We start from the raw sequence: 21,738 nt of genomic DNA, 5'->3' as shown, positions 1-21,738 counted from the left end.
TTTTCTCGCACAGGGCGGTGCATCACGTGTGACGCACCATACCCGCACAAATCTTTCGTTGCGGGCACCCCACCAGATGATCGTTGATCAAACCGCAGGCCTGCATCCAGGCATAGACAATCGTCGGGCCGCAGAATTTGAAGCCCTCCTTCCTGAGATCCTTCGACACCTGTTCCGACAACGCGGTTTTCGCAGGCACATCCGCAAGCGTCGGCCATGCGTTCTGTAGTGGCGCGCCGCCGACGTAATTCCACATGAACGCGTCAAAGCCTTCGCGCTGTTCCACCTTTTGCCAGGCGCGGGCGTTCGTGATGGTCGCCTCGATCTTGCCGCGGTGGCGGATGATGCCTTCGTTCTGCAGCAGGCGGGTCACCTGCGGCTCCCCCCAGCTTGCGATCACGTTGGGGTCGAAGCCTTCGAAGGCCGCGCGGAAATTGTCACGTTTCTTGAGGATGGTGATCCAGCTCAGGCCCGCCTGAAACCCGTCGAGGATCAGTTTTTCCCACAGCGCGCGGCTGTCGTATTCCGGCACGCCCCATTCGGTATCGTGATAATCCAGATAGATCGGCTCCGGCCCGGCCCAGCCACATCTGATTTCGCCTTCTGTCCTTTGCATCCCGCCCCCATCCTTCAAATGCGCGACAAAATCGCGCTTTAAAGATCTGTTATCTCCTTTCAGGCAAACCCGCTACGTGTTTGCACGAAAAGGGACACACGATATGATCCGCGAAAGAAAGCAGCGCCTTGCCGATCTGCCGCCGGGAGGGGACAGCCCCCTGAATGCCGCCCTTTACGGCCGTGATCAGGACACGTTGCACATGGTCGAAGAAGCGGTGCGGCACAATCAGACGCTGATGGCCTATCAGCCGATCATGCGCGCCAGCGATCAGCGCCAGGTCGCCTTTTACGAAGGGCTGATCCGCGTGCTGGATGCCACCGGTCGGGTGATCCCGGCCAAGGATTTCATGCCGGTGGTCGAAGAGACGGAGTTGGGTCGCCGGATCGACACGCTGGCGCTGCGCATGGGCACCGGCGCGCTGATGAACTATCCCGGTTTGCGGCTGTCGGTAAACATGTCGGCCCGGTCCATCGGGTTCAAGGCATGGCGGCAGGTGCTGAACCGTGCGGTCAACCGCGATCCGACGTTGGGGGAACGCCTGATCCTCGAGATATCGGAGGAGTCCGCCATGCTGTTGCCGGAACTGGTGACAGAGTTCATGGAGGAATATCAGCCCAGGGGCGTCTGCTTTGCCATGGACCGTTTTGGCTCCGGCCACATGGCGATCCGGTATTTCAAGGATTTCTTCTTCGACATACTCAAGATTGACGGGCAGTTCATCCGCGGCATCGCCGATGACCCCGACAATCAGGTCATCACCGCCGCGCTGGTGTCGATGGCGCATCAGTTCGACATGGTGACGGTCGCTGAGAACGTGGAAAACCATGCCGATGCGATACTGGCGACCCAATTGGGGGTGGATTGCCTGCAGGGCTTCTTTTTCAGCGCGCCGACTACCAGACCAAGCTGGGGGCAGTTCATGGGTGCCCGACAGGTCGGCTGAGGCTATGCGCTGAATGCATGACGCCACGGCATGCGGTGAGTTGCTCGCAGGTGCAGCATGAGGTATAGCGCCCCCCAGAAGGCGGGGGCGCGCGCCTGACCCTTAGCGGGTCTTGCGCGTCGAGGTTCCTCGCCCAGTCAGGAAGAGGACCCCCATTCATGACCAACGTCGTTATCGCATCCGCCGCCCGTACCCCCGTGGGCAGCTTCGGTGGATCATTTGCATCTGTTCCCGCCCATGATCTGGGGGCTGCGGTTCTGAAAGAACTGGTTGCCCGTGCCGGCATCGACGCGGGCGAGGTGTCCGAAACCATTCTGGGTCAGGTGCTGACCGCCGCACAGGGTCAGAACCCGGCACGACAGGCCCATATCAATGCAGGCCTGCCACAGGAAAGTGCGGCGTGGTCGATCAACCAGGTCTGCGGCTCCGGCCTGCGGGCGGTGGCGCTGGGTGCGCAGCATATCCAGTTGGGTGATGCCGCGATCGTGGCGGCGGGTGGTCAGGAAAACATGACCATGTCGCCCCATGCACAAAACCTGCGCGCCGGTCAGAAGATGGGCGACTTGCAGTTCATCGACACGATGATCCGCGATGGTCTGTGGGATGCCTTCAACGGCTACCACATGGGTCAGACCGCTGAAAACGTTGCGGAAAAATGGCAGATCAGCCGCGACCAGCAGGATGAATTCGCGGTTGCGTCGCAAAACAAGGCGGAAGCCGCGCAAAAGGCCGGCCGCTTCGCGGATGAGATCGTCGCCTATACCGTGAAGGGCCGCAAGGGCGACACGGTTGTGGATCAGGACGAATACATCCGCCACGGCGCCACCATGGAAGCGATGCAGAAATTGCGCCCGGCCTTCACCAAGGACGGCTCCGTGACGGCGGCCAACGCTTCCGGCCTGAACGACGGTGCGGCCGGTGCCCTGCTGATGAGCGCGGATGAAGCCGAAAAGCGCGGGATCGAACCCTTGGCGCGCATCGCGTCCTACGCCACGGCGGGTCTGGACCCGTCGATCATGGGTGTGGGGCCGATCTATGCCTCCCGCAAGGCGCTGGAAAAGGCAGGCTGGAAGGCTGAGGATCTGGATCTGGTGGAAGCGAACGAAGCCTTTGCGGCGCAAGCTTGTGCGGTGAACAAGGACATGGGCTGGAACCCGGAGATCGTGAACGTGAACGGCGGCGCGATCGCCATCGGTCACCCCATCGGGGCGTCCGGCGCGCGTATCCTGAACACGCTGCTGTTCGAGATGCAGCGCCGCGGTGCCAAAAAGGGTCTGGCGACCCTGTGCATCGGTGGCGGCATGGGCGTTGCCATGTGTCTTGAGCGCCCCTGAACGGCATTGATCTGGGAGCGGTGCGCCGTGGATGCGCGCCCTCCCGCCACATCCTCACGCAATATTGTTGCGCTGCTCTTGTGTCACGCGTAATGAATGAAAACGTCAAATGAACTGGAGAACCCATATGTCCCGCGTCGCACTTGTTACCGGAGGCAGCCGAGGCATCGGTGCCGCCATTTCCAAAGAACTCAAGGAAGCAGGCTATTCCGTTGCTGCCACCTATGCAGGCAATGATGAGGCCGCTGCGGCCTTCACCAAAGAAACCGGCATCAAGACCTACAAATGGAATGTCGCGGATTACGACAGCTCCAAGGGGGGCATCGCGCAGGTCGAATCAGACCTTGGCCCGATCGAGATCGTGGTCGCCAATGCGGGCATCACCCGCGACGCCCCCTTCCACAAGATGACGCCGGAGCAGTGGCATCAGGTGATCGACACGAACCTGACGGGCGTGTTCAACACCATCCACCCGATCTGGCCCGGCATGCGTGAACGCAAGTTCGGCCGCATCGTGGTCATCTCCTCCATCAACGGTCAGAAGGGTCAGTTCGCGCAAGTGAACTATGCCGCGACCAAGGCGGGCGATCTGGGCATCGTGAAGTCGCTGGCGCAGGAAGGTGCACGCGCAAACATCACGGCAAACGCGATCTGCCCGGGTTACATCGGCACGGATATGGTCATGGCGGTGCCCGAAAAGGTGCGCGAGAGCATCATCGCGCAGATCCCTGCGGGCCGTCTGGGGGAGCCGGAGGAAATCGCGCGGGCGGTGAAATTCCTGGTGGCGGATGATGCGGGCTTTATCAACGGGTCCACTATTTCTGCCAACGGGGCGCAGTTCTTCGTCTGACGCGCGGCGCGATGTTTCGAAAAACCAAAGGCCGGCTCGATTGAGCCGGCCTTTTGCGTACCGTAAGCAGGGCGCGACCCTTCAGCGGCGCGCAGAGCGGACCAGCCATCTCCAGCCTTGAACGAGGGCTTCACTGCGCTCTGCGTGGGCTCTTTTCATGGCTTGGTGGGCGATGTGGTTTGTGGTGGCTTCGAACATCGGGGGTCTCCTTTTCAGGCGATTAGCGGCGTGGGCTGTTGAACAACCAGTTCCACGCGGTGCTGAGTGCTTCGCTGCGCTCTGTGTGCGCCTTGGCCATGGCGGTGCGGGCGGCGGGGTTTGTCGTGGCTTCGATCATGGTATCTCTCCGATGCGGTGGTGCATGAGTGTTTCTGAATTGAGACATATATGGACCCTGAAAAGACAGCTGACAAACGAGACTTTTCAACGCTTCAGTTAAGCTGTACTTAAGTGAACATGTCTTTGCCCCCATTGACCGCCCTGCGCGCCTTTGATGCCGCTGCCCGCCATATGTCCTTCGCCAAGGCGGCGGATGAATTGAATGTGACCCCTGCTGCGCTGAGCTTTCAGATCAAATCGCTGGAAGAGCATCTGGGCGCGCCGTTGTTTCGACGGCTGAACCGCGCGGTGGAATTGACCGATGCGGGGCGCGCGCTGGCACCAGATGCGCAAATTGGCTTTGAAACTCTGACGAATGGCTGGCGCGCAGCACAGCGCACGCAGGACCATCAATCCCTGACCGTGACAGCCGGGCCTGCGTTCACCGCCAAATGGCTGGCCCCGCGCCTGTTTGATTTCGCGCAGGAACATCCGGAGATCGAGCTGCGCTTTTCCGCCTCGCTCAGGCGGATGGACTTCATGCGCGACAACATCGACGTGGCGATCCGCTTTGGCTATGGACCGGATCCGGGGCTTTATTCACTGCCGTTGGCATTGGAATGGGTGACCCCGGTGATGCTGCCCGAAATGGCGGCGCGTTTTCCGACACCGGAGAGCCTGCGGGAGGCCGTGTTGATTGTCGACGAATCCATTGATTTTCTTGATCCCCCCACGGATTGGGCCGCCTGGTCCGAGGCTGTGGGGATTGCACCGCTTGTGCCTTCTGGACCACGGTTTTCGCAGGCGGACCACGCCCTGGATGCGGCGCTTGCCGGGATTGGCGTTGCGTTGGGGCGGCGCGCCCTGGTGATCAAGGATCTGGCAGAAGGTCGGCTGGTCGCGCCTTACGGCAAGGCGTTGCAAACCGGGGCGCGTTTCCGTTTCCTGTGCCCCGAAGGCGCGGAGACACGGCCCCAAATAGCGGCGTTTCAGGAATGGATCCTGCGGGAGATCAACAAGACCGCGCATATCGCGGATGCATTCAAGATGTTGGGCAGGACCAACACATGACGCGCGCCCGCGCCACCACCATCGGTTTCATTGCCGTGCTGCTTTGGGCGTTGCTGGCGCTGTTCACGGTGGGCAGCGCGCCGACCCCGCCGTTTCTGCTGAACACGCTGTGCTTTGCCATGGGCGGTACGTTGGGGTTGATCTGGGCGGGCGTTACGGGGGCCTTACCAAAGCTGCGGCAGGTTTCGCTGCGGGTCTATGTGTTTGGAACATTAGGGCTTTTTGGCTATCACGCGCTGTATTTCTCCGCACTGCGGCTGGCCCCGCCTGCGCAGGCGGGCCTGATTGCCTATCTTTGGCCGCTGTTGATCGTGGTGTTTTCCGGCCTGCTGCCGGAGGAGCGGTTGCGCGCGGGGCATGTGGTGGGCGCGGTGATGGGATTTGCAGGCGCTGGGCTGATCATCAGCGGCGGCGGCGCGGGGTTTGAGCGGCAATACCTGCCGGGCTATGGTCTGGCGCTGCTGTGTGCGCTGACGTGGTCGGGGTATTCGGTGCTGTCGCGGCGGATCGGGAATGCGCCGACGGCCAGCGTTGCGGTGTTCTGCCTTGCGACGGCGGCGCTGTCGCTGCCCCTGCATCTGATGTTTGAGGATACGGTCTGGCCTGTCGCGCCGCTGGGATGGGCGGCCATCATCGGTCTGGGCCTTGGCCCGGTGGGGCTGGCGTTCTTTGTGTGGGATATCGGGGTGAAACGCGGTGACATCCAGCTTTTGGGAACATCATCCTACGCAGCGCCGCTGCTGTCGACGCTGGTGCTGGTCGTCGCCGGAGTGGCCGCCCCCAGCATGGTACTGCTATGGGCGGCGCTGTTGATCACCGGCGGCGCTTTGGCTGCGGCGCGCGCCAGTGTGCGTTAATTCTTGCTGAGGCTAACTGGAAAGGCGCATAATCTCCTCTTTCAAGCGCAGCTTTTCCTTTTTCATCGTCGCAACTTCAAGATCGTCGACACCCGGGGCACGTTGCGCGTGTTCTACCGCGTCGCTCATTGCCTGATGTTTCTTTTTCAGCGTCTCCAGATGCGCGTTGAGAGCCATGTATTCCTCCATTTTGAAAGTTCAGGTCTTCAGTGGACCACAGAACAGCGTGCAAGTCACGCTGCCCTGCAGCATACCCTCAGGTTGTATTAATATGGGGTTAAAGCGCCTAGAATTCCAGAGGCGCGCCGTTGCGCAGTACATCCCGGATCTTCGGCACGAAGCTGTCACCGTCATGGGTGTGCGCCACCCCTTCGTGCAGGATCAGCGGGGCGTGCAGGCGAAACGCCCCGCGCCCGTTCTTGTGCGCCCGCAGGATGATCCGGTCCGCTGCACGACCCATGCGCGCCGCCAACGGCAACACTTCGACGGACCCAAGATCATGCGGCAGCGCCCGGATCAGGTCCGGCAGGCGTTCGGCACGGTGGATGAAGGTCATCTGCCGCTTGGGCGCAAGGCGCTTGCCCGCCACCTTCACCCACCTGGCAAGCGGCGTGTGTTCCCCATGGGCGGCTTCACGGCCCGGATCATCGGATGAGACGGAGGCCGCACGGTCATAATAGGGTGGGTTCGCAAGCACGTGGTCGAATTGCAGCTGGCGGACGCCCAGCGGCAGGTCGGCAAGATCGGCACAGATGACATCCAGCGCGCCCTGCCCGTTGCGCCGCGCAAGATCCGCCATGGCGGGTTGCCGTTCGATCCCGGTCAGCTTCAGATCAGGAACCCGCGCGGCGAGACAAAGTATCGCAGCCCCCGCCCCACAGCCCAATTCCAGCACGCGCTGGCCCGGCGTGGCCGGGACGGCCGCCGCCAGCAAAACCGCATCCACACCGGCGCGATAGCCCTCACGGGGTTGCAGAATATGCAGTTTGCCGCCCAGAAAGGCGTCAGATGTCAAATCCTTGGCAGGATCGGTGGTCACAGCCCCAGCGGGATGTCATTGTCTTGCAGGACGGTCACCGCAGCGGCATGGTCATCGGGATGAACCATCAACCGACGGGGGAAAATGCCGATGCCACCTTCGAGCACGCTCATGTTTACGTCCTGCTCGAAGCAGGCTATATCCTCGCCCCTAAGAAGGGCCGTGGCAAAGGCGATGATCGTCATGTCGGTGCTGCGCAGAAGTTCCTTCATATCTTTTATGTGCGCCCAAGGGGCCGATTTGTCGAGGCTTGGATAGGGTCATGTTGATGAAAAACGCCGCCCCGGCAAAACCGCATGACCGGTTGGCCGACTATCTTGAAGATGACATGGCCGAAGTGGGCCAGTTGATCCGTGCGCGCATGGCGTCGGAACATGCCCCGCGCATTCCCGAAGTGACCGCGCATCTGGTGGAGGCGGGCGGCAAGCGCCTGCGGCCGATGCTGGTTCTGGCGGCGGCGCGGATGTGCGGCTATGACGGTCCTTACCACGTGCATCTGGCCGCGACGGTAGAGTTCATTCACACCGCGACGCTTCTGCACGACGATGTGGTCGACGAGAGCCAGCAGCGGCGCGGGCGGCCCACGGCGAACCTTCTGTGGGACAATCAATCCTCGGTGCTGGTGGGTGACTACCTGTTCGCGCGCAGTTTTCAGTTGATGACCGAACCCGGTTCCATGCGGGTGATGAAGATCCTGTCGAACGCGGCCGCGACAATTGCCGAAGGCGAAGTTTTGCAACTGACCGCCGCACAGAACCTCAAGACGGACGAAAGCATCTACCTGCAGGTGGTGCGCGGCAAGACGGCGGCACTGTTTTCGGCCGCGACCGAAGTGGGCGGTGTGATTGCAGGCGCGGATGATGCGACCGTGCAGGCCTTGTTTGATTACGGGGATGCCCTTGGGATCGCCTTTCAGATCGTCGACGACCTGCTGGATTATCAGGGACAGGCCGACACGATCGGCAAGAACGTCGGCGACGATTTCAGGGAACGCAAGCTGACCTTGCCGCTGATCAAGGCCGTCGCCAAGGCAGACGCAGAAGAACGCGCTTTCTGGGAACGCACAATCGAAAAGGGGCGTCAGGAGGAGGGCGATCTGGACCATGCCATGGCCCTGATGGGCAAGCATGGCACGCTTGAGGCCACGCGCGAGGATGCCCTTGCCTGGGCAGCGAAGGCCAACGCCGCATTGGCCCCCCTGCCCGATCACGATCTCAAGGCAATGCTGCTGGATCTGAGCGACTATGTGGTCAGCCGGGTAAGCTAGCCGCGTTTTCGTCCGAATGGCGCTGCACCCTCGGGCGGGCGGCCTTGCCCATCGAAGTAAGGCGGACCGGGCGGACCCACCAGTCGGGATTTGCCTGTGAAAGCCGCTTGGCAGCCGCGTTTGCGGCATCCCCGTCACTGAACACACCGAAGCAGGTCGCACCCGACCCGGACATCCGCGCAAGCAGGCAATCCTTGTCATGTTCCAGCGCGGCGATCACATGCCGGATTTGCGGCACCAATTCGATCGCCGGGGCTTGCAGGTCATTACGCTGTTCCGTCAGCCAGAGCACGAAATCATGCAGTCCCGCGAACCGGGGCAATGCGTCCGACATCGCAGGATTGCTCTTGTTCTCAAGTGCGGCGAATACCTGAGGTGTGGACACGCCGATACGTGGGTTGACCAACACCGCGTCGAAGCCCTTCATGTCAGGGATCACCGTCAGTTTCTCCCCCACGCCCTGCATGCGCGCCACTTCGGACAACAGGCAGGCGGGAATGTCCGCCCCCAGCGCCAGCACCCGCGCGGCAAACGGCGTCTGGCCCGGATCATGGGCGGCTGCGTCGTCATCGTCGGCTGCGCCGCCATTGCGGATGCTCATCAGCGCGCGGAACGCCGCGGCGGCATCCGCCGACCCGCCGCCGATGCCGGATGAAACCGGCAGTTGCTTGTCCAGGACGAACGCCGCGCCGGTTATGTCGTCGAACAGGCGGGCCACCTTGATAATCAGATTTTCCATATCCGCAGGCACATGCTGCCCCTCAGGGCCTTCGCATGTCAGCGACAGCGTATTGCCCGGTGTCACCTCCAGCCGGTCACCGACCGTCGCAAAGGCGATGAGCGAATCCAGTGTGTGATAGCCATCCTCACGCTGGCCTGTGACATGCAACGTCAGATTGACCTTCGCCGGGGCGAAGACCGTGACGCGAAGCAGATCGTCTTTCACCGGCGTGCTCAGATATCTTGGCTGGGGCGCAGGGGTGGTGCGCCTTCTTCTTCAAGCACCTGATCCAACCCCACGTCGAGCTTGCGGCGAATGCGGTCGGGATCGGCTTCGCCGTCGGTTTCTTCGGGATCGATGAAGGACAATGCGCGCCGCCACTGGAATTCGGCCTCTCGCATGCGGCCCACGGCCCAATAGACATCGCCCAGATGGTCGTTCACCACCGGATCGATGGGGATCAGTTCCACTGCGCGCTCCATCTGCTCGACCGCTTCCTCGTAACGGCCCAGCCGGAACAGGACCCAACCGAGCGAATCCACGATATAGCCGCTGTCAGGGCTGGCCGCGACGGCGCGTTCGATCATGTCCAGCGCTTCGTCCAGGTTGCGTTTCTGTTCGACCATCGAATAGCCGAGGTAGTTGAGCACTTGTGGCTGTTCGGGGTTGATGCTGAGGGCGGCGCGGAAATCGGCCTCTGACGCGATGTCATTGCCGGAGCGTTCATGTGCGATCCCGCGCGAATAGAACAGCACCCATCGGGCGCGGCGGCTGTCCGGGGCACGTTCAATTGCGCGGTCATAGGCTTCGATGGCTTCGGCGAATTTCTCCTGTCGGCGCAGCACGTCGCCAAGGGTGGAATGCACCACGGCAAGGTCACCATGGCTGCGTGCCAGTTGTTCAAGCACCTCGATTGCCTGATCCTCCTTGCCCGACCGGCGCAGGGCATCCGCCCGGCCCAGTTCCGCCGCGTGATAGGCCGGATCCTGGTCCGGCACGTCGCGATATTCCTTGATCGCAAGGTCGTACTGACCCAGCGCTTCGAGCAGCCCCGCCGTCAGCAGCAGCGCGTCGATATGGCTGGGGCGCAGATAGCGCGCAACGCGGGTGTAAAGCAGAACGTAATAGTCCCCCGCGTTTTCCGATTTCAGCACGGCACCGAAGGTAAAGAACACCTCCGCGATGCCCTGACGGGCATTGCGCACATGTTCGAAAGGCACGCCATCGCCGCTTTCCAGTGTGCGGATCAGCGTATCAAGTTCCGGATCGGTGCCGTCGCCGAAGGCGTCGCGTATCAGCGTCACGGCATCCTCGGCCCGGTCAAGCTGCGCCAGCACCTCGGCATGGGCGATGATGCCCCGACGGGTTTGGGCCACGGTGCCAGCCTCATCACTGGCAAATATGGCCTCGGCCCCTTCGAAGTCCCCGACAGACGCCAGCGCAAGCGCCTTGTGATACATCACAAAGCCACGCATGCCGGGTTGTTTGCTGATCCTGTCGAAAGCCGCGATGGCGGTGCTGACATCCCCCTCGCCCATATGCGCCCAGGCCTTGACCAGGCCATCAACCCAGGGACCGATGCCGCTGGTGTCATCGTCGCGCGCAAGCAGGGCCGCATAGTTTTCATCCCGTGCGAGCGCCGCCGTAATGACAATGCGGGCGACCTGACTGTTCGCGTTCTTTTCTGCCAGTTGCCGCGCCAGCGGATAGGCTTTGCCGATCTCCCCAAGGGACAAAAAGGACAATGCGGCACTTTCGATCAGCTCCCTGTTGCCAGGGTCTTTTGCCAACGCTTGCGCGTAATAACGGGCCGCTTCATTGAAGTCGCTGCGCAGCGCCGCCTGACGACCCGCCAGATAGGACCCCGCGACGCTTTGTGCGGCGACCGGAAAGGCAAGCGTGCCAACAACCGCAAGCGCGGTCAGCGTGCCTAGAATATAGCGAAACATGCGCAATTTACCTCATGACCTTTTTCGAAAGGCTATCACGTTTGCCTGCAATCGCAATGCAGCAGACCGGCCCATGACGCGGACGTGACACCAACGCACATTCGCCATGCAAAAGGGCGGGACAGAGCCCGCCCATGCGCCGTAATCTGCCCGATCACATGTTCGGATAATTCGGCCCATCCCCACCCTGCGGCGTGGTCCAGACGATATTCTGGCTGGGGTCCTTGATGTCGCAGGTCTTGCAGTGCACGCAGTTCTGGAAGTTGATCTGGAACTTGGTGTCCGCGCCTTCGCCCACGAATTCATACACCCCCGCCGGACAGTACCGCGCCGAGGGCCCCGCATATTCAGCCAGGTTCACCTTGACCGGAATGTCGGCGTCTTTCAGCTTCAGGTGCGCAGGCTGGCTTTCCTCGTGATTGGTAAAGGAGAATGCCACGTTGGTCAGCCGGTCAAAGCTGAGCGTGCCATCGGGTTTGGGATAGTCGATGGGTTTATGCTTGGAGGCTTTTTCCGTCGCCTCGGCGTCCGACTTGCCATGGTGCATGGTACCCAGCAGCGAAAAGTTGAAAAGCGTGTTGCACCACATGTCGAAGCCACCGATGGCCAAAGATGCGGTCAAACCGTATTTTGACCACAAGGGTTTGACATTGCGCACTTTCTTGAGGTCGACGCCAATCGCGCCGTCCCGCACGTCTTTCTCGTAATCGCTCAGCTCATCACCGGCGCGGTCGGCCTTGATCGCGGCCATCGCCGCCTCTGCCGCGGCCTTGCCGGACAGCATGGCGTTATGGTTGCCCTTGATCCGCGGCAGGTTGACCATGCCCACAGAACAACCCAGCAGCGCCACGCCGGGCGCGACCATCTTGGGCATCGACTGATACCCGCCTTCGGTGATCGCCCGCGCGCCATAAGCCACCCGTTTGCCCCCCTTGAGCAGGTCGGCGACCATCGGGTGATGCTTGAAGCGCTGGAATTCCATGTAGGGGAAAACATGCGGGTTCTTGTAGCCCAGGTGCACAACGAAACCCACATAAACCTGATTGTTCTCAAGGTGATAGATGAACGACCCGCCACCTGCGTTCTTGTTCAACGGCCAGCCCATCGTATGCGTAACGGAACCCGGTTTGTGCTTTGCCGGGTCAACTTCCCAGATTTCCTTCATCCCAAGGCCGTATTTCTGCGGCTCGGAATTCTTGTCGAGCTCATACTTGGCAATCACCTCCTTGGAGAGGCTGCCGCGCACGCCTTCGGACAGGAACACGTACTTGCCATGGAGTTCCATCCCCGGTTCGTAGCTGTCACCGATGGAGCCATCCGCGTTCCGGCCAAACTCACCCGCGACGACGCCTTTGACTTCACCATTCTCGCCGTAGACCACCTCGGAACAGGCCATGCCGGGGAAAATCTCGACCCCCATCTCCTCGGCCTGTTCGGCCATCCAGCGGCAGACGTTGCCCATGGACACGATATAGTTGCCATGGTTGTTCATCAGCGGCGGCATCGGGAAATTCGGCACTTTCACCGCGCCGGCCTCGCCCAGCATGTAGAACTTGTCATCTGTCACGGGGGTGTTCAGCGGCGCACCCTTTTCCTTCCAGTCGGGGATCAGCGCGTCCAGCCCACAAGGGTCCAGAACAGCGCCCGACAGGATATGCGCGCCCACTTCGGAGCCCTTTTCCAGCACCACGACGTTGCAGTCGGCGTCCAACTGCTTGAGACGGATCGCCGCGGACAGGCCCGCAGGCCCCGCGCCCACGATCACCACATCATATTCCATCGCTTCGCGTTCAATATCGGCCATGGCAGGCTGCTCCCTCGGGCAAAAAACGGTTCATGCGTGGCTAAACCAGCGGCCGGATCATTGCAATCGGAACGGCGCGTAATAACGCCGCAGTCTGTACGGTTTTGCCGTGGCATCAGCCCTTTTGGGCGGCTGGCGTATCCCCCATCAGATAGCGTGGCCCCTGCCCCATCTCTGCCGCCCCGTCCCGCGGATTATACAGCGCGCAGGCCTCAAGGCTCAGACAGCCGCAACCGATGCAGCCATCCAGGTTGTCCCTGAGCCGTGTCAGCGTGGCAATCCGCGCATCCAGCGCCGCGCGGAAGCCTTCGGATATACGCGCCCAATCGGCCTTGGTCGGGGTGCGCCCGCCCGGCAAGCGGTCAAGCTCCGCCCGGATTTGCGGCAGCGTGAACCCGAACTGCTGGGCAATCATGACGAAACTCAACCGCCGCAGGTCGGCGCGTTCGAACCGGCGCTGCCCGCCCGCGTTGCGCCAGGGTTTGATCAGCCCTTGCGCCTCGTAATAGCGGATGGCCGATACCGCCAATCCCGTCCGCTGCGCCAGCGCCCCGATGGAAAGCCCGTCATTCACCGCTTTATCCTTTTAGAAATACCTTGACCTAAAGTTAGGTTTAGAAATTACGATGGAAAAACACGAAGCACAATCCGAAAGGCCAAACCGATGCCCGACACCACAGCGCAACTTGAACACGCCAACATCACGGTCCGTGATCCCGCCGCAACAGCCGCCTGGATGGAGAAGCTGTTTGGCTGGCACATCCGCTGGCAAGGCGATGCTATTTCCGGCGGATACACGATCCACGTGGGCAATGATCAACGCTATATCGCGCTCTATAATCCCGGTACCGCGGTCGCCGATCCCACGTCCAGCTACACGCGCGTGGCGGGCCTGAACCACCTTGCCGTCACCGTCGACGACCTTGACGCGGCAGAGACCGCCATCAAGGCGCATGGTTTCGAGACCAGCAACCACGGCGATTATGAACCGGGCCGCCGCTTTTACTTCCATGACGGCGAAGGTATCGAATTCGAAGTTGTCAGCTACGCGTAGCCTTCGTGATTCCCTGTCGGGTCAAGGAGGCCGCAGGCCCCGCGCCCGTGGCGCGGCTTGTCCTTGAGGCGGCAGGGAATCGCTTCCACCCTTGTACAGGTGTCTTGAGGCGCAGATCGCGCCCTCAAGCACCTCTCAGCAGGTAAAAAACCCTTCCCTCATGCCCAACCCTGACGTGAGGGGCTCACGCCTGCCCCCCGCACCTGGAATGTCGTGCGCGTCAGCGCCCCTTTTGACAGCAGCTTGCGCAGACATGCGCCCGCTGCGGCCATTTCCCTTGCAATCCCGTCCTGATTTGGGTCACTTACCCTGCAACCTGACTGCCCGCAGTGCCCGCACTCATTCTGCGCAACCTGCCCCTTTTTCGGACGGAGCCCATGGAAAAGATACCGATGACCCGCGCGGGCCACAGCGCGCTTGAGACGGAACTGAAAGAGCTGAAAACCGTCGAACGCCCCGCCATCATCAAGGCGATTGCCGAAGCGCGCGAACATGGCGACCTGTCCGAGAACGCGGAATACCATTCCGCCAAGGAAAAGCAGTCCTTCATCGAAGGCCGCATCAAGGAGCTTGAAGGCGCGATTTCGCTGGCTGAAGTCATTGATCCGGCAAAGCTTTCGGGCGCCATCAAGTTCGGCGCGAAGGTCACGCTGGTGGATGAAGACACCGACGAGGAAAAGACCTATCAGATCGTGGGCGAATATGAGGCCAAGATCGAACAAGGTCTGTTGAACATCAAATCCCCCATTGCCCGGGCCCTGATCGGCAAGGAGGAAGGGGATTCGGTGGAAGTCCGCACACCGGGTGGAGAAAAATCCTACGAGGTCCTCAAGATCGTCTATGCCTGAGTTGCATGACAAAGAGACGCAAATGACTGATGCCGCATCGCCTTCCGAGGCACCCCCACGCTCCACCACAAGCGCCTCTGCACGGCAGCAAGGGGCGGCGGCATCGCGTCCGACGCCCTTGGGCATCTATGACAAGCCCCGCCACGAGATGGTCACCTCCATCGAGGTCATTGCAATCAGTCTCAGCGTGGTCTGGTTGCTGGGGGCGGTGATCTTCTTTGTGTTCGTCCCACGCCCCGAACCCACCAGTGATGAAACGCGAGGCTTGCGTTTCCTGATGACGATGCTGGCGATTTTCATGCCGGTCGCGATGATATGGGTGGCGGCGACAGCGGCCCGCGCCAGCCGCGTGATGCGGGAGGAAAGCCAGCGGTTGCAGGCGGCCATTGACGCCATCCGGCAGGCTTATATCGCTCAGCAGCAGGGCCAGCACATGCGCACGGAGCCGTCGGTGGCGCGCAAGCTGGATGAGATCGCCGCAGCCACCCGCAAGACCGAATCCGCCCTTGCCACCTTTCATACCACCCGCCGGGAACTCGCGCTCCGGGGGCCCGCCGCGTCCGACACCATTGCCCTGCCGGGTGATGATCAGCCCGTCCTCGCGCTGGGGACCCAGGCCGAAGATATGGCACCGCGCCTGTCGAACGAGGATTTCATCTGCGCGCTGAATTTCCCTGAAACCGCCGAGGACGAGGTCGGATTTGCCGCGCTGCGTCGCGCGCTCAAGGATCGCGAAGCGTCACAACTGGTGACGGCGGCGCAGGACGTGCTGACGCTGCTGTCGCAAGACGGTATCTATATGGATGATCTGCTGCCCGACCGGGCGCGGCCCGATGTGTGGCGGCAGTTTGCAGGCGGGGCACGCGGCCGTGCCATTGCACCGCTTGGGGGCATTCGGGATCGGTCGTCCCTGGCGCTGAGCAATGCGCGGATGAAGCAGGATCCGATCTTCCGCGATGCCGCGCACCATTTCCTGCGCCGCTTCGACAAGACCTTTGCCGTGTTTGAAAAGGACGCATCGGACGAGGAAATATCAGCCCTTGCCGACACCCGCGCCGCACGCGCCTTCATGCTGCTGGGCCGCTGTGCGGGGACCTTCGATTAGATCCCGAAGCTGCCGTAGGGGACGAAGGTCACCGGGTCACCCGGTGCGATCTTCAGGGCGGGTTCGGCAAGTTCCACCAGCCCTTCGGCCCAGGCCAGACCCGATATCCGCCCCGATCCTTCAGACGCAAAAACCTCTGCCCGGCCATCCTGGATGCGCGCGCGCAGGTATTCGCGGCGGCCCGCTTTCTTGTTCTTCGCGAACCCTGCAGGCACGGTGAAGCCCTGCGGTTCCGACCATCCGCTGCCCGCGAGCAATCCCAGCGCAGGCCGCGCGAAGATCAGCGTGCAGACCATCGCCGCCACCGGGTTGCCCGGCAAGCCGAAGACCGGCATGCCGTCCCACATCCCCAGCGCCAAGGGCCGCCCCGGTTTGATCGCGATGCGCCACAGCGCCATTGCGCCTGCCTCTTCCAGCAGCGCGGAGACGTGGTCTTCGTCCCCTGCGGATGCGCCGCCGCTGGTCAGCACGACATCCACGGTGCGTGCTGCACCGTCAAGCCGCGCGCGCAAGGCCGCCCGGTCATCGGCCACCGCGCCCAGATCCACCGGTTGATGTCCGAATTGCGTGATCAGGCCCAACAACATGGGCCGGTTGGCGTCGTATATCTGGCCCGCGCTCGCCTGATCGCCCACTTGCACCAATTCATCCCCGGTCGACAGCACGCCTACCCGCAACGGGCGGCGCACCTGCACCGCGCCCACACCGGTTGCGGCCAGCAACGCCAATTCGGCAGGGCCGATCCGATCCCCCTTGGCCAGGACGGGATCGCCGATCTTTCTGTCTTCGCCCGCGCGCCGGGTGTTGGCGCCGGATTTGACCGGGCCGGAAAAGCGGACTGTGCCATTGTCCACCACCACATCTTCCTGAAGGATCACCGTATCGACGCCTTCCGGAAGGGCTGCACCGGTCAGCACGCGGATGGCGTGACCATCGGGCACGGCCCCCGGTGCATCCCCTGCCGCCGCGCGGCCGTGTACCAGAGGCATCTGATGTGCGCCCGCATCCCGCCCCCCTGCAAAACCGTAGCCGTCGACGGCCGTGTTGGGCAGCGGTGGATTGGCGCGTGCGGCATTGACCGCCGCGGCACTGATACGGCCCAGCGCGTCCGCCAGACCCACGGTTTCGGCCTTGGTCACTGGCGCAAGTCGGGCGCGCAACAGATCAAGCGCCTCTGCCACCGGGGTCCAGTGCACGCCGGGTGGCAGGGCAAAGCAATCGTTGCGCAGCGGCGACGGAGGATGCCGGGTAAGGGTTGTCAGGGTATCGCGGTGTTCGGCGGCCAATATCCAGGCTTCCTCGCGCGCTTCATCCGGCAGATCGGTCATCGCGGCGTGCAGATCGGCGGCGGGCAGATGCGCCAGCGCCTGCGCCAGAAGGCGGACCTGTTCGCGGTCACGGATGGCACCGGGGCCGAGGTCGGCCATCGCCGCCTTGACGGCGGGCTCGATCAGTCCTGGCCAGATTTCCGCCAGCACCACCGGGGCCTCTGTCCAATCCTCGAACGGCCAGACACGCACGCCCTGCACCCGGCGCAAGCGCGACAGCATCGGCAGGCCCATCATCACTTGCCCGCCCACCGTCGGCGGAAAGGCCAGTTGAAAGCAAGATGAAGCCGCCCGCGCGACACTGTCACAGGCCCGCTTTTCCGCAATCCTGTCAAAGCGGATGCCTTCCTTGCGATACGGCACACCGGGCCATTGGTCCTTGTGCAGCTTGCCCCAGAACGGACCCGGCCCATCGAACAGCGCATTGAGTTTTTCGGCGACCTCGAACCGATTGTTCGAACCGTCAGGCGCGTCGGTTATGTGGTCCGCGAACCAATCCCACAACGCGAACGGGTCGTCGGATCCGGTCACATGGCGTGCAAAACCAGCGGGATAGCCGAAGGGGAAATCGAACGTGGCCAGTAAACGGCGGCCTGCCCCGGTCTCTTCCCTGATCAGGTCGGTGATCCAAGCTTCGGCTTCCAGCCGGGACCGGCAATAGACCGGATCAAGTGAGACGCCATGGCGGGTGATCCCAAGCCAGATGGCATCTTTCGACGGCTTTGCAGGGGCACGCCGGGCGGCGGACCAGTCGGCCACAAGAACCGTGTCGAAGGGGGTCACAGACCGACCTCGGACAGGATGAAATCGGCGATTGCCGTGGTGTCATCAAGATCGAAGACCGGACGGTCAAGATCAAGCGGAACATCACTGGCCACGGCGCGGATCGAAGGATCGCCCGGTGCAATCAGCGGATTCCCGGTCTGTGCCCGGTGCGCTTCTATCTTGGGGTGGCTGTCGCGTTTGTAGCCTTCGACAAGCACCAGATCGACAGGCGACAGCCGGGTCAGGAGGGACGCCAGCGTGGGTTCGTCTGCATCGCGCAATTCCTGCATCAAAGCCACACGATTGCGCGAGGACAGGATGACTTCGGTCGCGCCGGCGTGGCGGTGGCGATAGCTGTCCTTGCCGGGGTGATCGACGTCGAAGGAGTGGTGGGCGTGCTTGACCGTGGAGACGGTATGCCCGCGCGCAGCAATCTCGGCCACCAGACGTTCCATCAGCCCGGTTTTTCCCGCGTTCTTCCAGCCGGTTACGCCATAGAGCCTCATAACATCCCTTCCGCCCGCGCCAGATCGGCAGGGGTATTCACGTTGAAAAAGGCCTCTTCCTGCGGGAACAGGGCCGTGCGCCCGCCATGTCGGTCCGTCCACAGAACCACCTTGCGCAACCCGCCCGACAGTGCGCTGCGCAGATCATCACGCAATGCCACGGGCCAGAGGCCGAAGGTGGGGTGGCGGGCCGTGCCCCGGTCAGGGTCCGGCGTTGCCGCCAGCACCAGCGGATGGGCCATGCCTTCGCTGGCCAACAAGAGCTGCGGCACCAGATCGGGTGGAAAGAACGGCGTGTCGGCAGCTGCGGTCACGATGGTTTCCGCACCCTGTTTCGCCGCCCAGTCGAGCCCCGCCAGCACCCCGGCAAGCGGGCCTGCAAAGCCGTCGACGCTGTCGGGCAGGACAGGCAGGTCATAGGCGTCAAACCGCGCCGGGTCGCCATTGGCATTCAAGGCGAGGCCCGCCACCTGCGGCGCAAGACGGTCGATGACGCGGGTCAGCAATGTCTGCCCGCCAAGCAACAGCAACCCCTTGTCGCCACCGCCCATGCGGGTTGCCTGCCCGCCGGCCAGTATCACGCCGAGCGGTTGTTTCATACCGCCCCCTTGCGCCCGGATTTGCGCGGCTCTTCGGCCACCTGCGCGGGGTCTGCATCCCGGATCAGGCGGTCTTCGCCGCTCAGGCAGACGAACCGCCGCCCCTTCATCCGACCGATCAGCGTCAGGCCGATCTGTTGCGCGATCTCCACCCCCCAGGCGGTAAAGCCGGACCGCGAGGCAAGCACGGGAATGCCCATCATCGCGGTCTTGATGACCATTTCGGACGTCAGCCGCCCTGTCGTGTAAAGCACCTTGTCCGCGGGCCCTACCCGTTCGGACATCATCCAGCCGGCAATCTTGTCCACCGCGTTGTGGCGGCCCACGTCTTCCATGTAGACCAGCGGCTGCGCGCCCTGACACAGAACAGTGCCATGGATCGCGCCCGCCTCAAGATACAGGCTGGGCGTGCGGTTGATCCGGGCCGCCAGCGCGTAAAGATCAGAGGTGCGCACCGGGCAGTCGGGCAGCACGACATCGTCCAAGCCTTCCATCATGTCACCAAACACCGTGCCCACGGCACAGCCGGACGTGCGGGTCTTGCGGCGCATCTTGTCTTCGTAGTCGGTGGCGCGGGCGGTGCGCACGACAACGGTTTCCAATTCCTCGTCATAATCCACGCCTGTGATTTCATCATCGGGGCGCAGCATGTGCTGATTGCGCAGAAAGCCAAGGGCAAGGTATTGCGGATAGTCCCCGATGGTCATCGCGGTCACCACTTCCTGCGCATTCAGGAAGATCGTCAGGGGGCGTTCCTCGACCACGGAAATCGCGGTGCGCTGACCGGTGTGATCCACCCCTTCGACCACCCGCGTCAGGCGCGGTGCCTTGGGATCGGGGGCGATCAGAAAACCGCTTTGATCGGGGTCTTGGGCCAATTGTATCCTCCTGCTATTGCCGCTAGGACATGGGCGTAATCTAAGGGGTTCCCATGGCCACCACCACAGCGAAATCCGTCTATTTTCAAGGCATGGCTGACGGGTCACCGTTTATTCTGGTGATCATCCCTTTTGCCAGCCTTTTCGGCCTGTTGGCTGCCGAAGCCGGGTTGAGCGTACTGGAAGCGTTTGCCTTTTCGGTCGTGGTCATCGCCGGGGCGGCACAGTTCACCGCATTGCAGTTGATGGTAGAACACGCGCCCACGATCGTGGTGCTGGCCTCTGCGCTGGCGGTGAACCTGCGGATGGCGATGTATTCGGCCTCCCTGACCCCCTATATCGGTGCGGCCCCGCTGTGGCAGCGTGCGCTGGCGGCCTATGTGACAGTCGATCAAACCTATGTCGTCTCCATTGCCAAATTCGAACGCGCGCCACAGATGACCGTGCCGGAGCGGATGGCGTATTTCTTTGGCTGCGTCACGCCGATCATTCCCCTGTGGTTCGGGTTCACCTTGCTGGGGGCCCTTCTGGGCGCGCAGGTGCCTGACAGCTGGGCGCTGGATTTTGCGATCCCCATCACCTTTCTGGCGATGATTGCGCCGATGTTCCGCACCTTGGCGCATGTGGTGGCGGCCCTTGTCGCGGTGGTGGTCAGCCTGATGTGTGTCGGCGTGCCCTATTCGCTGGGCCTGATCATCGCCGGGGTCGCCGGCATGATGGCCGGGGCACAGGTTGAACTTTGGCTGGCACGGCGACTGGCGGAGGTCGAACAGTGATTGAGCAGTCGACGCTTTGGATCGTGATCTTCGGGCTGGGGTTGGGCAGTTTCATGCTGCGCTTCATGTTTACCGGGTTGGTGGGCAACCGCACCATGCCGGATTGGGTCCTGCGGCATCTGCGCTATACGGCGGTGGCCATCCTGCCTGCGCTTGTAGCGCCGCAAGTACTGTGGCCCGCAGCGACCGGCGGACATGTCGATCCGGCCCGCCTGAGTGCGGCAGTGGCGACCTTGACCGTGGGGTTGCTGACCAAGAATGTGCTGGCCGCCATCCTGTCGGGGGCCGTGACCCTTTACGGGCTTTTGTACCTGTTAGGTTAGCGCTCAGCCCGCCGAACTCGCCAGTTGAGAGGCGGTGACGGCATCAATCACATCCCCTTCGTCGTTCTCATAGTATTTCTGGGTACGCACATTCGGGTAGGCGGCGAATTGATCCATCAGCTTGACCGGATAGAAGGTGCGCGAGATCCCTTCGAAGCCATCAACCTCAGAAAGGATGCCGGATGTGATGTTGGCACAATAGGCACCGGCCACCGACCCGTTGCTGCGCACCAGCCGCAAGGCTTCTTCCGCCTGCGCCTGTGTCACGGTGACGGTCTGGCTGACAACATGATGAGTCGTGCGGGCGTGCGCGGATTTGAACGCCTGCACCCAGCCGGGCGTCATCCCGTAAAGCACATCGCCTTTTTCGACCACCCGAGGGTCGCGGAAGGAACCTGCCGGATCAAAGATCACCTGCTGGGAACCGTTGACCACCAGCGCGGTGTGGCCCCCCGCGCCAGTGCGGTTGTTGACCACGGTGACCAGCGTCATGGACGGCGGGCCGGATGCCACGAAGGCCGCCGCGGCGACCTCAATATCGGAACTGTCAGGGTTTTGGTCTGCGGCACAGCCCGCAAGAACGGCCGCAACGGCCATACCAGTTAACAAGCGCATCAAATCAAGGTCTCCGAAAAAGGTGTGGCACTGTCAGCGAATGAAGATCGCCATTGCCACCAGCAAAATCAGGATCACGATAACTGATTTCGTGACCCATCCGACGAAGCCGTCAAAGGTCTTTTGCTGTGTTGTGTAGTCCATGCTGCCATGTTCGTGATCGGCCATG

25 protein-coding genes are annotated in these 21,738 nt (G+C 62.3%); 11 read left to right on the top strand and 14 right to left on the bottom strand.

Features of this window, described 5'->3' with window-relative positions; translation table 11 throughout:
* Positions 1–22 precede the first annotated feature (22 nt).
* A complete protein-coding gene (locus AB4X18_RS13415; RefSeq protein ID WP_370400556.1) occupies positions 23–616 on the bottom strand; it encodes a DNA-3-methyladenine glycosylase I in 594 nt (197 codons plus the stop codon).
* Positions 617–719: 103 nt separating this feature from the next.
* On the opposite strand from AB4X18_RS13415, the gene AB4X18_RS13410 reads away from it, so the two are divergent.
* From AB4X18_RS13410 to yddG, 5 genes are all read left to right on the top strand, one after another.
* Complete coding sequence (locus AB4X18_RS13410) at positions 720–1,562, top strand: EAL domain-containing protein (RefSeq protein WP_370400555.1); 843 nt, start codon at positions 720–722, stop codon at positions 1,560–1,562.
* Between the two features lie 158 nt (positions 1,563–1,720).
* On the top strand, positions 1,721–2,896 hold the full coding sequence (locus AB4X18_RS13405) for an acetyl-CoA C-acetyltransferase (protein ID WP_370400554.1): 1,176 nt from the start codon (positions 1,721–1,723) through the stop codon (positions 2,894–2,896).
* 127 nt (positions 2,897–3,023) lie between these two features.
* Positions 3,024–3,746 (top strand): acetoacetyl-CoA reductase, encoded by a 723-nt coding sequence (gene phbB, locus AB4X18_RS13400; protein WP_370402628.1) that lies wholly within the window; start codon positions 3,024–3,026, stop codon positions 3,744–3,746.
* A gap of 450 nt (positions 3,747–4,196) precedes the next feature.
* A complete protein-coding gene (gcvA, locus tag AB4X18_RS13395; protein WP_370400553.1) occupies positions 4,197–5,135 on the top strand; it encodes a transcriptional regulator GcvA in 939 nt (312 codons plus the stop codon).
* A complete protein-coding gene (gene yddG / locus AB4X18_RS13390) occupies positions 5,132–5,992 on the top strand; it encodes an aromatic amino acid exporter YddG (protein WP_370400552.1) in 861 nt (286 codons plus the stop codon). Before gcvA ends, yddG begins: the two co-directional genes overlap by 4 nt.
* 12 nt (positions 5,993–6,004) lie before the next feature.
* Here yddG and AB4X18_RS13385 read toward each other — a convergent pair whose 3' ends face one another.
* The 3 genes from AB4X18_RS13385 to AB4X18_RS13375 form a co-directional block, all read right to left on the bottom strand.
* Positions 6,005–6,169 (bottom strand): YdcH family protein, encoded by a 165-nt coding sequence (locus tag AB4X18_RS13385; protein WP_370400551.1) that lies wholly within the window; start codon positions 6,167–6,169, stop codon positions 6,005–6,007.
* A 109-nt stretch (positions 6,170–6,278) separates the two neighbouring features.
* Positions 6,279–7,031, bottom strand: a complete 753-nt coding sequence (locus tag AB4X18_RS13380) for a tRNA1(Val) (adenine(37)-N6)-methyltransferase (RefSeq protein ID WP_370400550.1) — start codon at positions 7,029–7,031, stop codon at positions 6,279–6,281.
* A complete protein-coding gene (locus AB4X18_RS13375) occupies positions 7,028–7,243 on the bottom strand; it encodes a DUF2007 domain-containing protein (RefSeq protein ID WP_370400549.1) in 216 nt (71 codons plus the stop codon). The genes AB4X18_RS13380 and AB4X18_RS13375 overlap by 4 nt, the downstream gene beginning before the upstream one ends.
* Before the next feature lie 50 nt (positions 7,244–7,293).
* Between AB4X18_RS13375 and AB4X18_RS13370 the strand changes: the two genes are divergently transcribed.
* Entirely contained in the window at positions 7,294–8,298 is a 1,005-nt protein-coding gene (locus AB4X18_RS13370) for a polyprenyl synthetase family protein (protein ID WP_432816695.1), read from the top strand.
* On the opposite strand, the gene AB4X18_RS13365 is transcribed toward AB4X18_RS13370, so the two are convergent.
* The 4 genes from AB4X18_RS13365 to soxR form a co-directional block, all read right to left on the bottom strand.
* Positions 8,282–9,244, bottom strand: coding sequence for a 4-(cytidine 5'-diphospho)-2-C-methyl-D-erythritol kinase (locus AB4X18_RS13365; protein ID WP_370400548.1), 963 nt, complete (start codon positions 9,242–9,244; stop codon positions 8,282–8,284). The genes AB4X18_RS13370 and AB4X18_RS13365 overlap by 17 nt on opposite strands.
* Before the next feature lie 8 nt (positions 9,245–9,252).
* On the bottom strand, positions 9,253–10,968 hold the full coding sequence (locus AB4X18_RS13360; RefSeq protein ID WP_370400547.1) for a tetratricopeptide repeat protein: 1,716 nt from the start codon (positions 10,966–10,968) through the stop codon (positions 9,253–9,255).
* 154 nt (positions 10,969–11,122) lie between these two features.
* Positions 11,123–12,772, bottom strand: coding sequence for a 4Fe-4S dicluster domain-containing protein (locus AB4X18_RS13355; protein ID WP_432816694.1), 1,650 nt, complete (start codon positions 12,770–12,772; stop codon positions 11,123–11,125).
* Between the two features lie 115 nt (positions 12,773–12,887).
* Positions 12,888–13,346 (bottom strand): redox-sensitive transcriptional activator SoxR, encoded by a 459-nt coding sequence (soxR, locus tag AB4X18_RS13350; protein ID WP_370400546.1) that lies wholly within the window; start codon positions 13,344–13,346, stop codon positions 12,888–12,890.
* A 90-nt stretch (positions 13,347–13,436) separates the two neighbouring features.
* On the opposite strand from soxR, the gene AB4X18_RS13345 reads away from it, so the two are divergent.
* From AB4X18_RS13345 to AB4X18_RS13335, 3 genes are all read left to right on the top strand, one after another.
* Entirely contained in the window at positions 13,437–13,826 is a 390-nt protein-coding gene (locus AB4X18_RS13345) for a VOC family protein (protein ID WP_370400545.1), read from the top strand.
* A gap of 377 nt (positions 13,827–14,203) precedes the next feature.
* Positions 14,204–14,674: a transcription elongation factor GreA gene (gene greA, locus AB4X18_RS13340; RefSeq protein WP_370400544.1), complete on the top strand. Its 471-nt coding sequence runs from the start codon at positions 14,204–14,206 to the stop codon at positions 14,672–14,674.
* A gap of 22 nt (positions 14,675–14,696) precedes the next feature.
* Entirely contained in the window at positions 14,697–15,779 is a 1,083-nt protein-coding gene (locus AB4X18_RS13335) for a hypothetical protein (protein WP_370400543.1), read from the top strand.
* On the opposite strand, the gene AB4X18_RS13330 is transcribed toward AB4X18_RS13335, so the two are convergent.
* Genes AB4X18_RS13330 through AB4X18_RS13315 form a run of 4 tightly spaced genes read right to left on the bottom strand, consistent with a single transcriptional unit; the run spans position 15,776 to position 19,861 of the window.
* Positions 15,776–17,890 (bottom strand): molybdenum cofactor synthesis domain-containing protein, encoded by a 2,115-nt coding sequence (locus tag AB4X18_RS13330; RefSeq protein WP_432816693.1) that lies wholly within the window; start codon positions 17,888–17,890, stop codon positions 15,776–15,778. The two genes, AB4X18_RS13335 and AB4X18_RS13330, sit on opposite strands and share 4 nt — an antisense overlap.
* Positions 17,887–18,378 carry a molybdopterin-guanine dinucleotide biosynthesis protein B gene (gene mobB, locus AB4X18_RS13325; protein ID WP_370400542.1) on the bottom strand — a complete coding sequence of 164 codons (492 nt, stop codon included), beginning with the start codon at positions 18,376–18,378 and terminating at the stop codon, positions 17,887–17,889. Before mobB ends, AB4X18_RS13330 begins: the two co-directional genes overlap by 4 nt.
* Positions 18,375–18,977: a molybdenum cofactor guanylyltransferase MobA gene (mobA, locus tag AB4X18_RS13320; RefSeq protein ID WP_370400541.1), complete on the bottom strand. Its 603-nt coding sequence runs from the start codon at positions 18,975–18,977 to the stop codon at positions 18,375–18,377. Before mobA ends, mobB begins: the two co-directional genes overlap by 4 nt.
* Complete coding sequence (locus AB4X18_RS13315; protein WP_432817422.1) at positions 18,974–19,861, bottom strand: formate dehydrogenase accessory sulfurtransferase FdhD; 888 nt, start codon at positions 19,859–19,861, stop codon at positions 18,974–18,976. The genes mobA and AB4X18_RS13315 overlap by 4 nt, the downstream gene beginning before the upstream one ends.
* A gap of 47 nt (positions 19,862–19,908) precedes the next feature.
* On the opposite strand from AB4X18_RS13315, the gene AB4X18_RS13310 reads away from it, so the two are divergent.
* Both AB4X18_RS13310 and AB4X18_RS13305 read left to right on the top strand, forming a co-directional pair.
* Positions 19,909–20,631: an AzlC family ABC transporter permease gene (locus tag AB4X18_RS13310; RefSeq protein WP_370400540.1), complete on the top strand. Its 723-nt coding sequence runs from the start codon at positions 19,909–19,911 to the stop codon at positions 20,629–20,631.
* Complete coding sequence (locus AB4X18_RS13305) at positions 20,628–20,954, top strand: AzlD domain-containing protein (RefSeq protein ID WP_370400539.1); 327 nt, start codon at positions 20,628–20,630, stop codon at positions 20,952–20,954. Before AB4X18_RS13310 ends, AB4X18_RS13305 begins: the two co-directional genes overlap by 4 nt.
* A 3-nt stretch (positions 20,955–20,957) precedes the next feature.
* Here the strand turns inward: AB4X18_RS13305 and AB4X18_RS13300 are convergent, their stop codons facing one another.
* Positions 20,958–21,569, bottom strand: coding sequence for a hypothetical protein (locus AB4X18_RS13300; RefSeq protein ID WP_432816692.1), 612 nt, complete (start codon positions 21,567–21,569; stop codon positions 20,958–20,960).
* A gap of 33 nt (positions 21,570–21,602) precedes the next feature.
* Positions 21,603–21,737, bottom strand: a complete 135-nt coding sequence (locus AB4X18_RS13295; RefSeq protein WP_432816691.1) for an aa3-type cytochrome c oxidase subunit IV — start codon at positions 21,735–21,737, stop codon at positions 21,603–21,605.
* Position 21,738: the final 1 nt, after the last annotated feature.

It is taken from the genome of Sulfitobacter rhodophyticola (assembly GCF_041281685.2).
Classification (GTDB): Bacteria; Pseudomonadota; Alphaproteobacteria; order Rhodobacterales; family Rhodobacteraceae; genus Sulfitobacter.
Note: the sequence above shows the minus strand (reverse complement) of the source record. Positions and strands in the feature narration are given on the sequence as shown.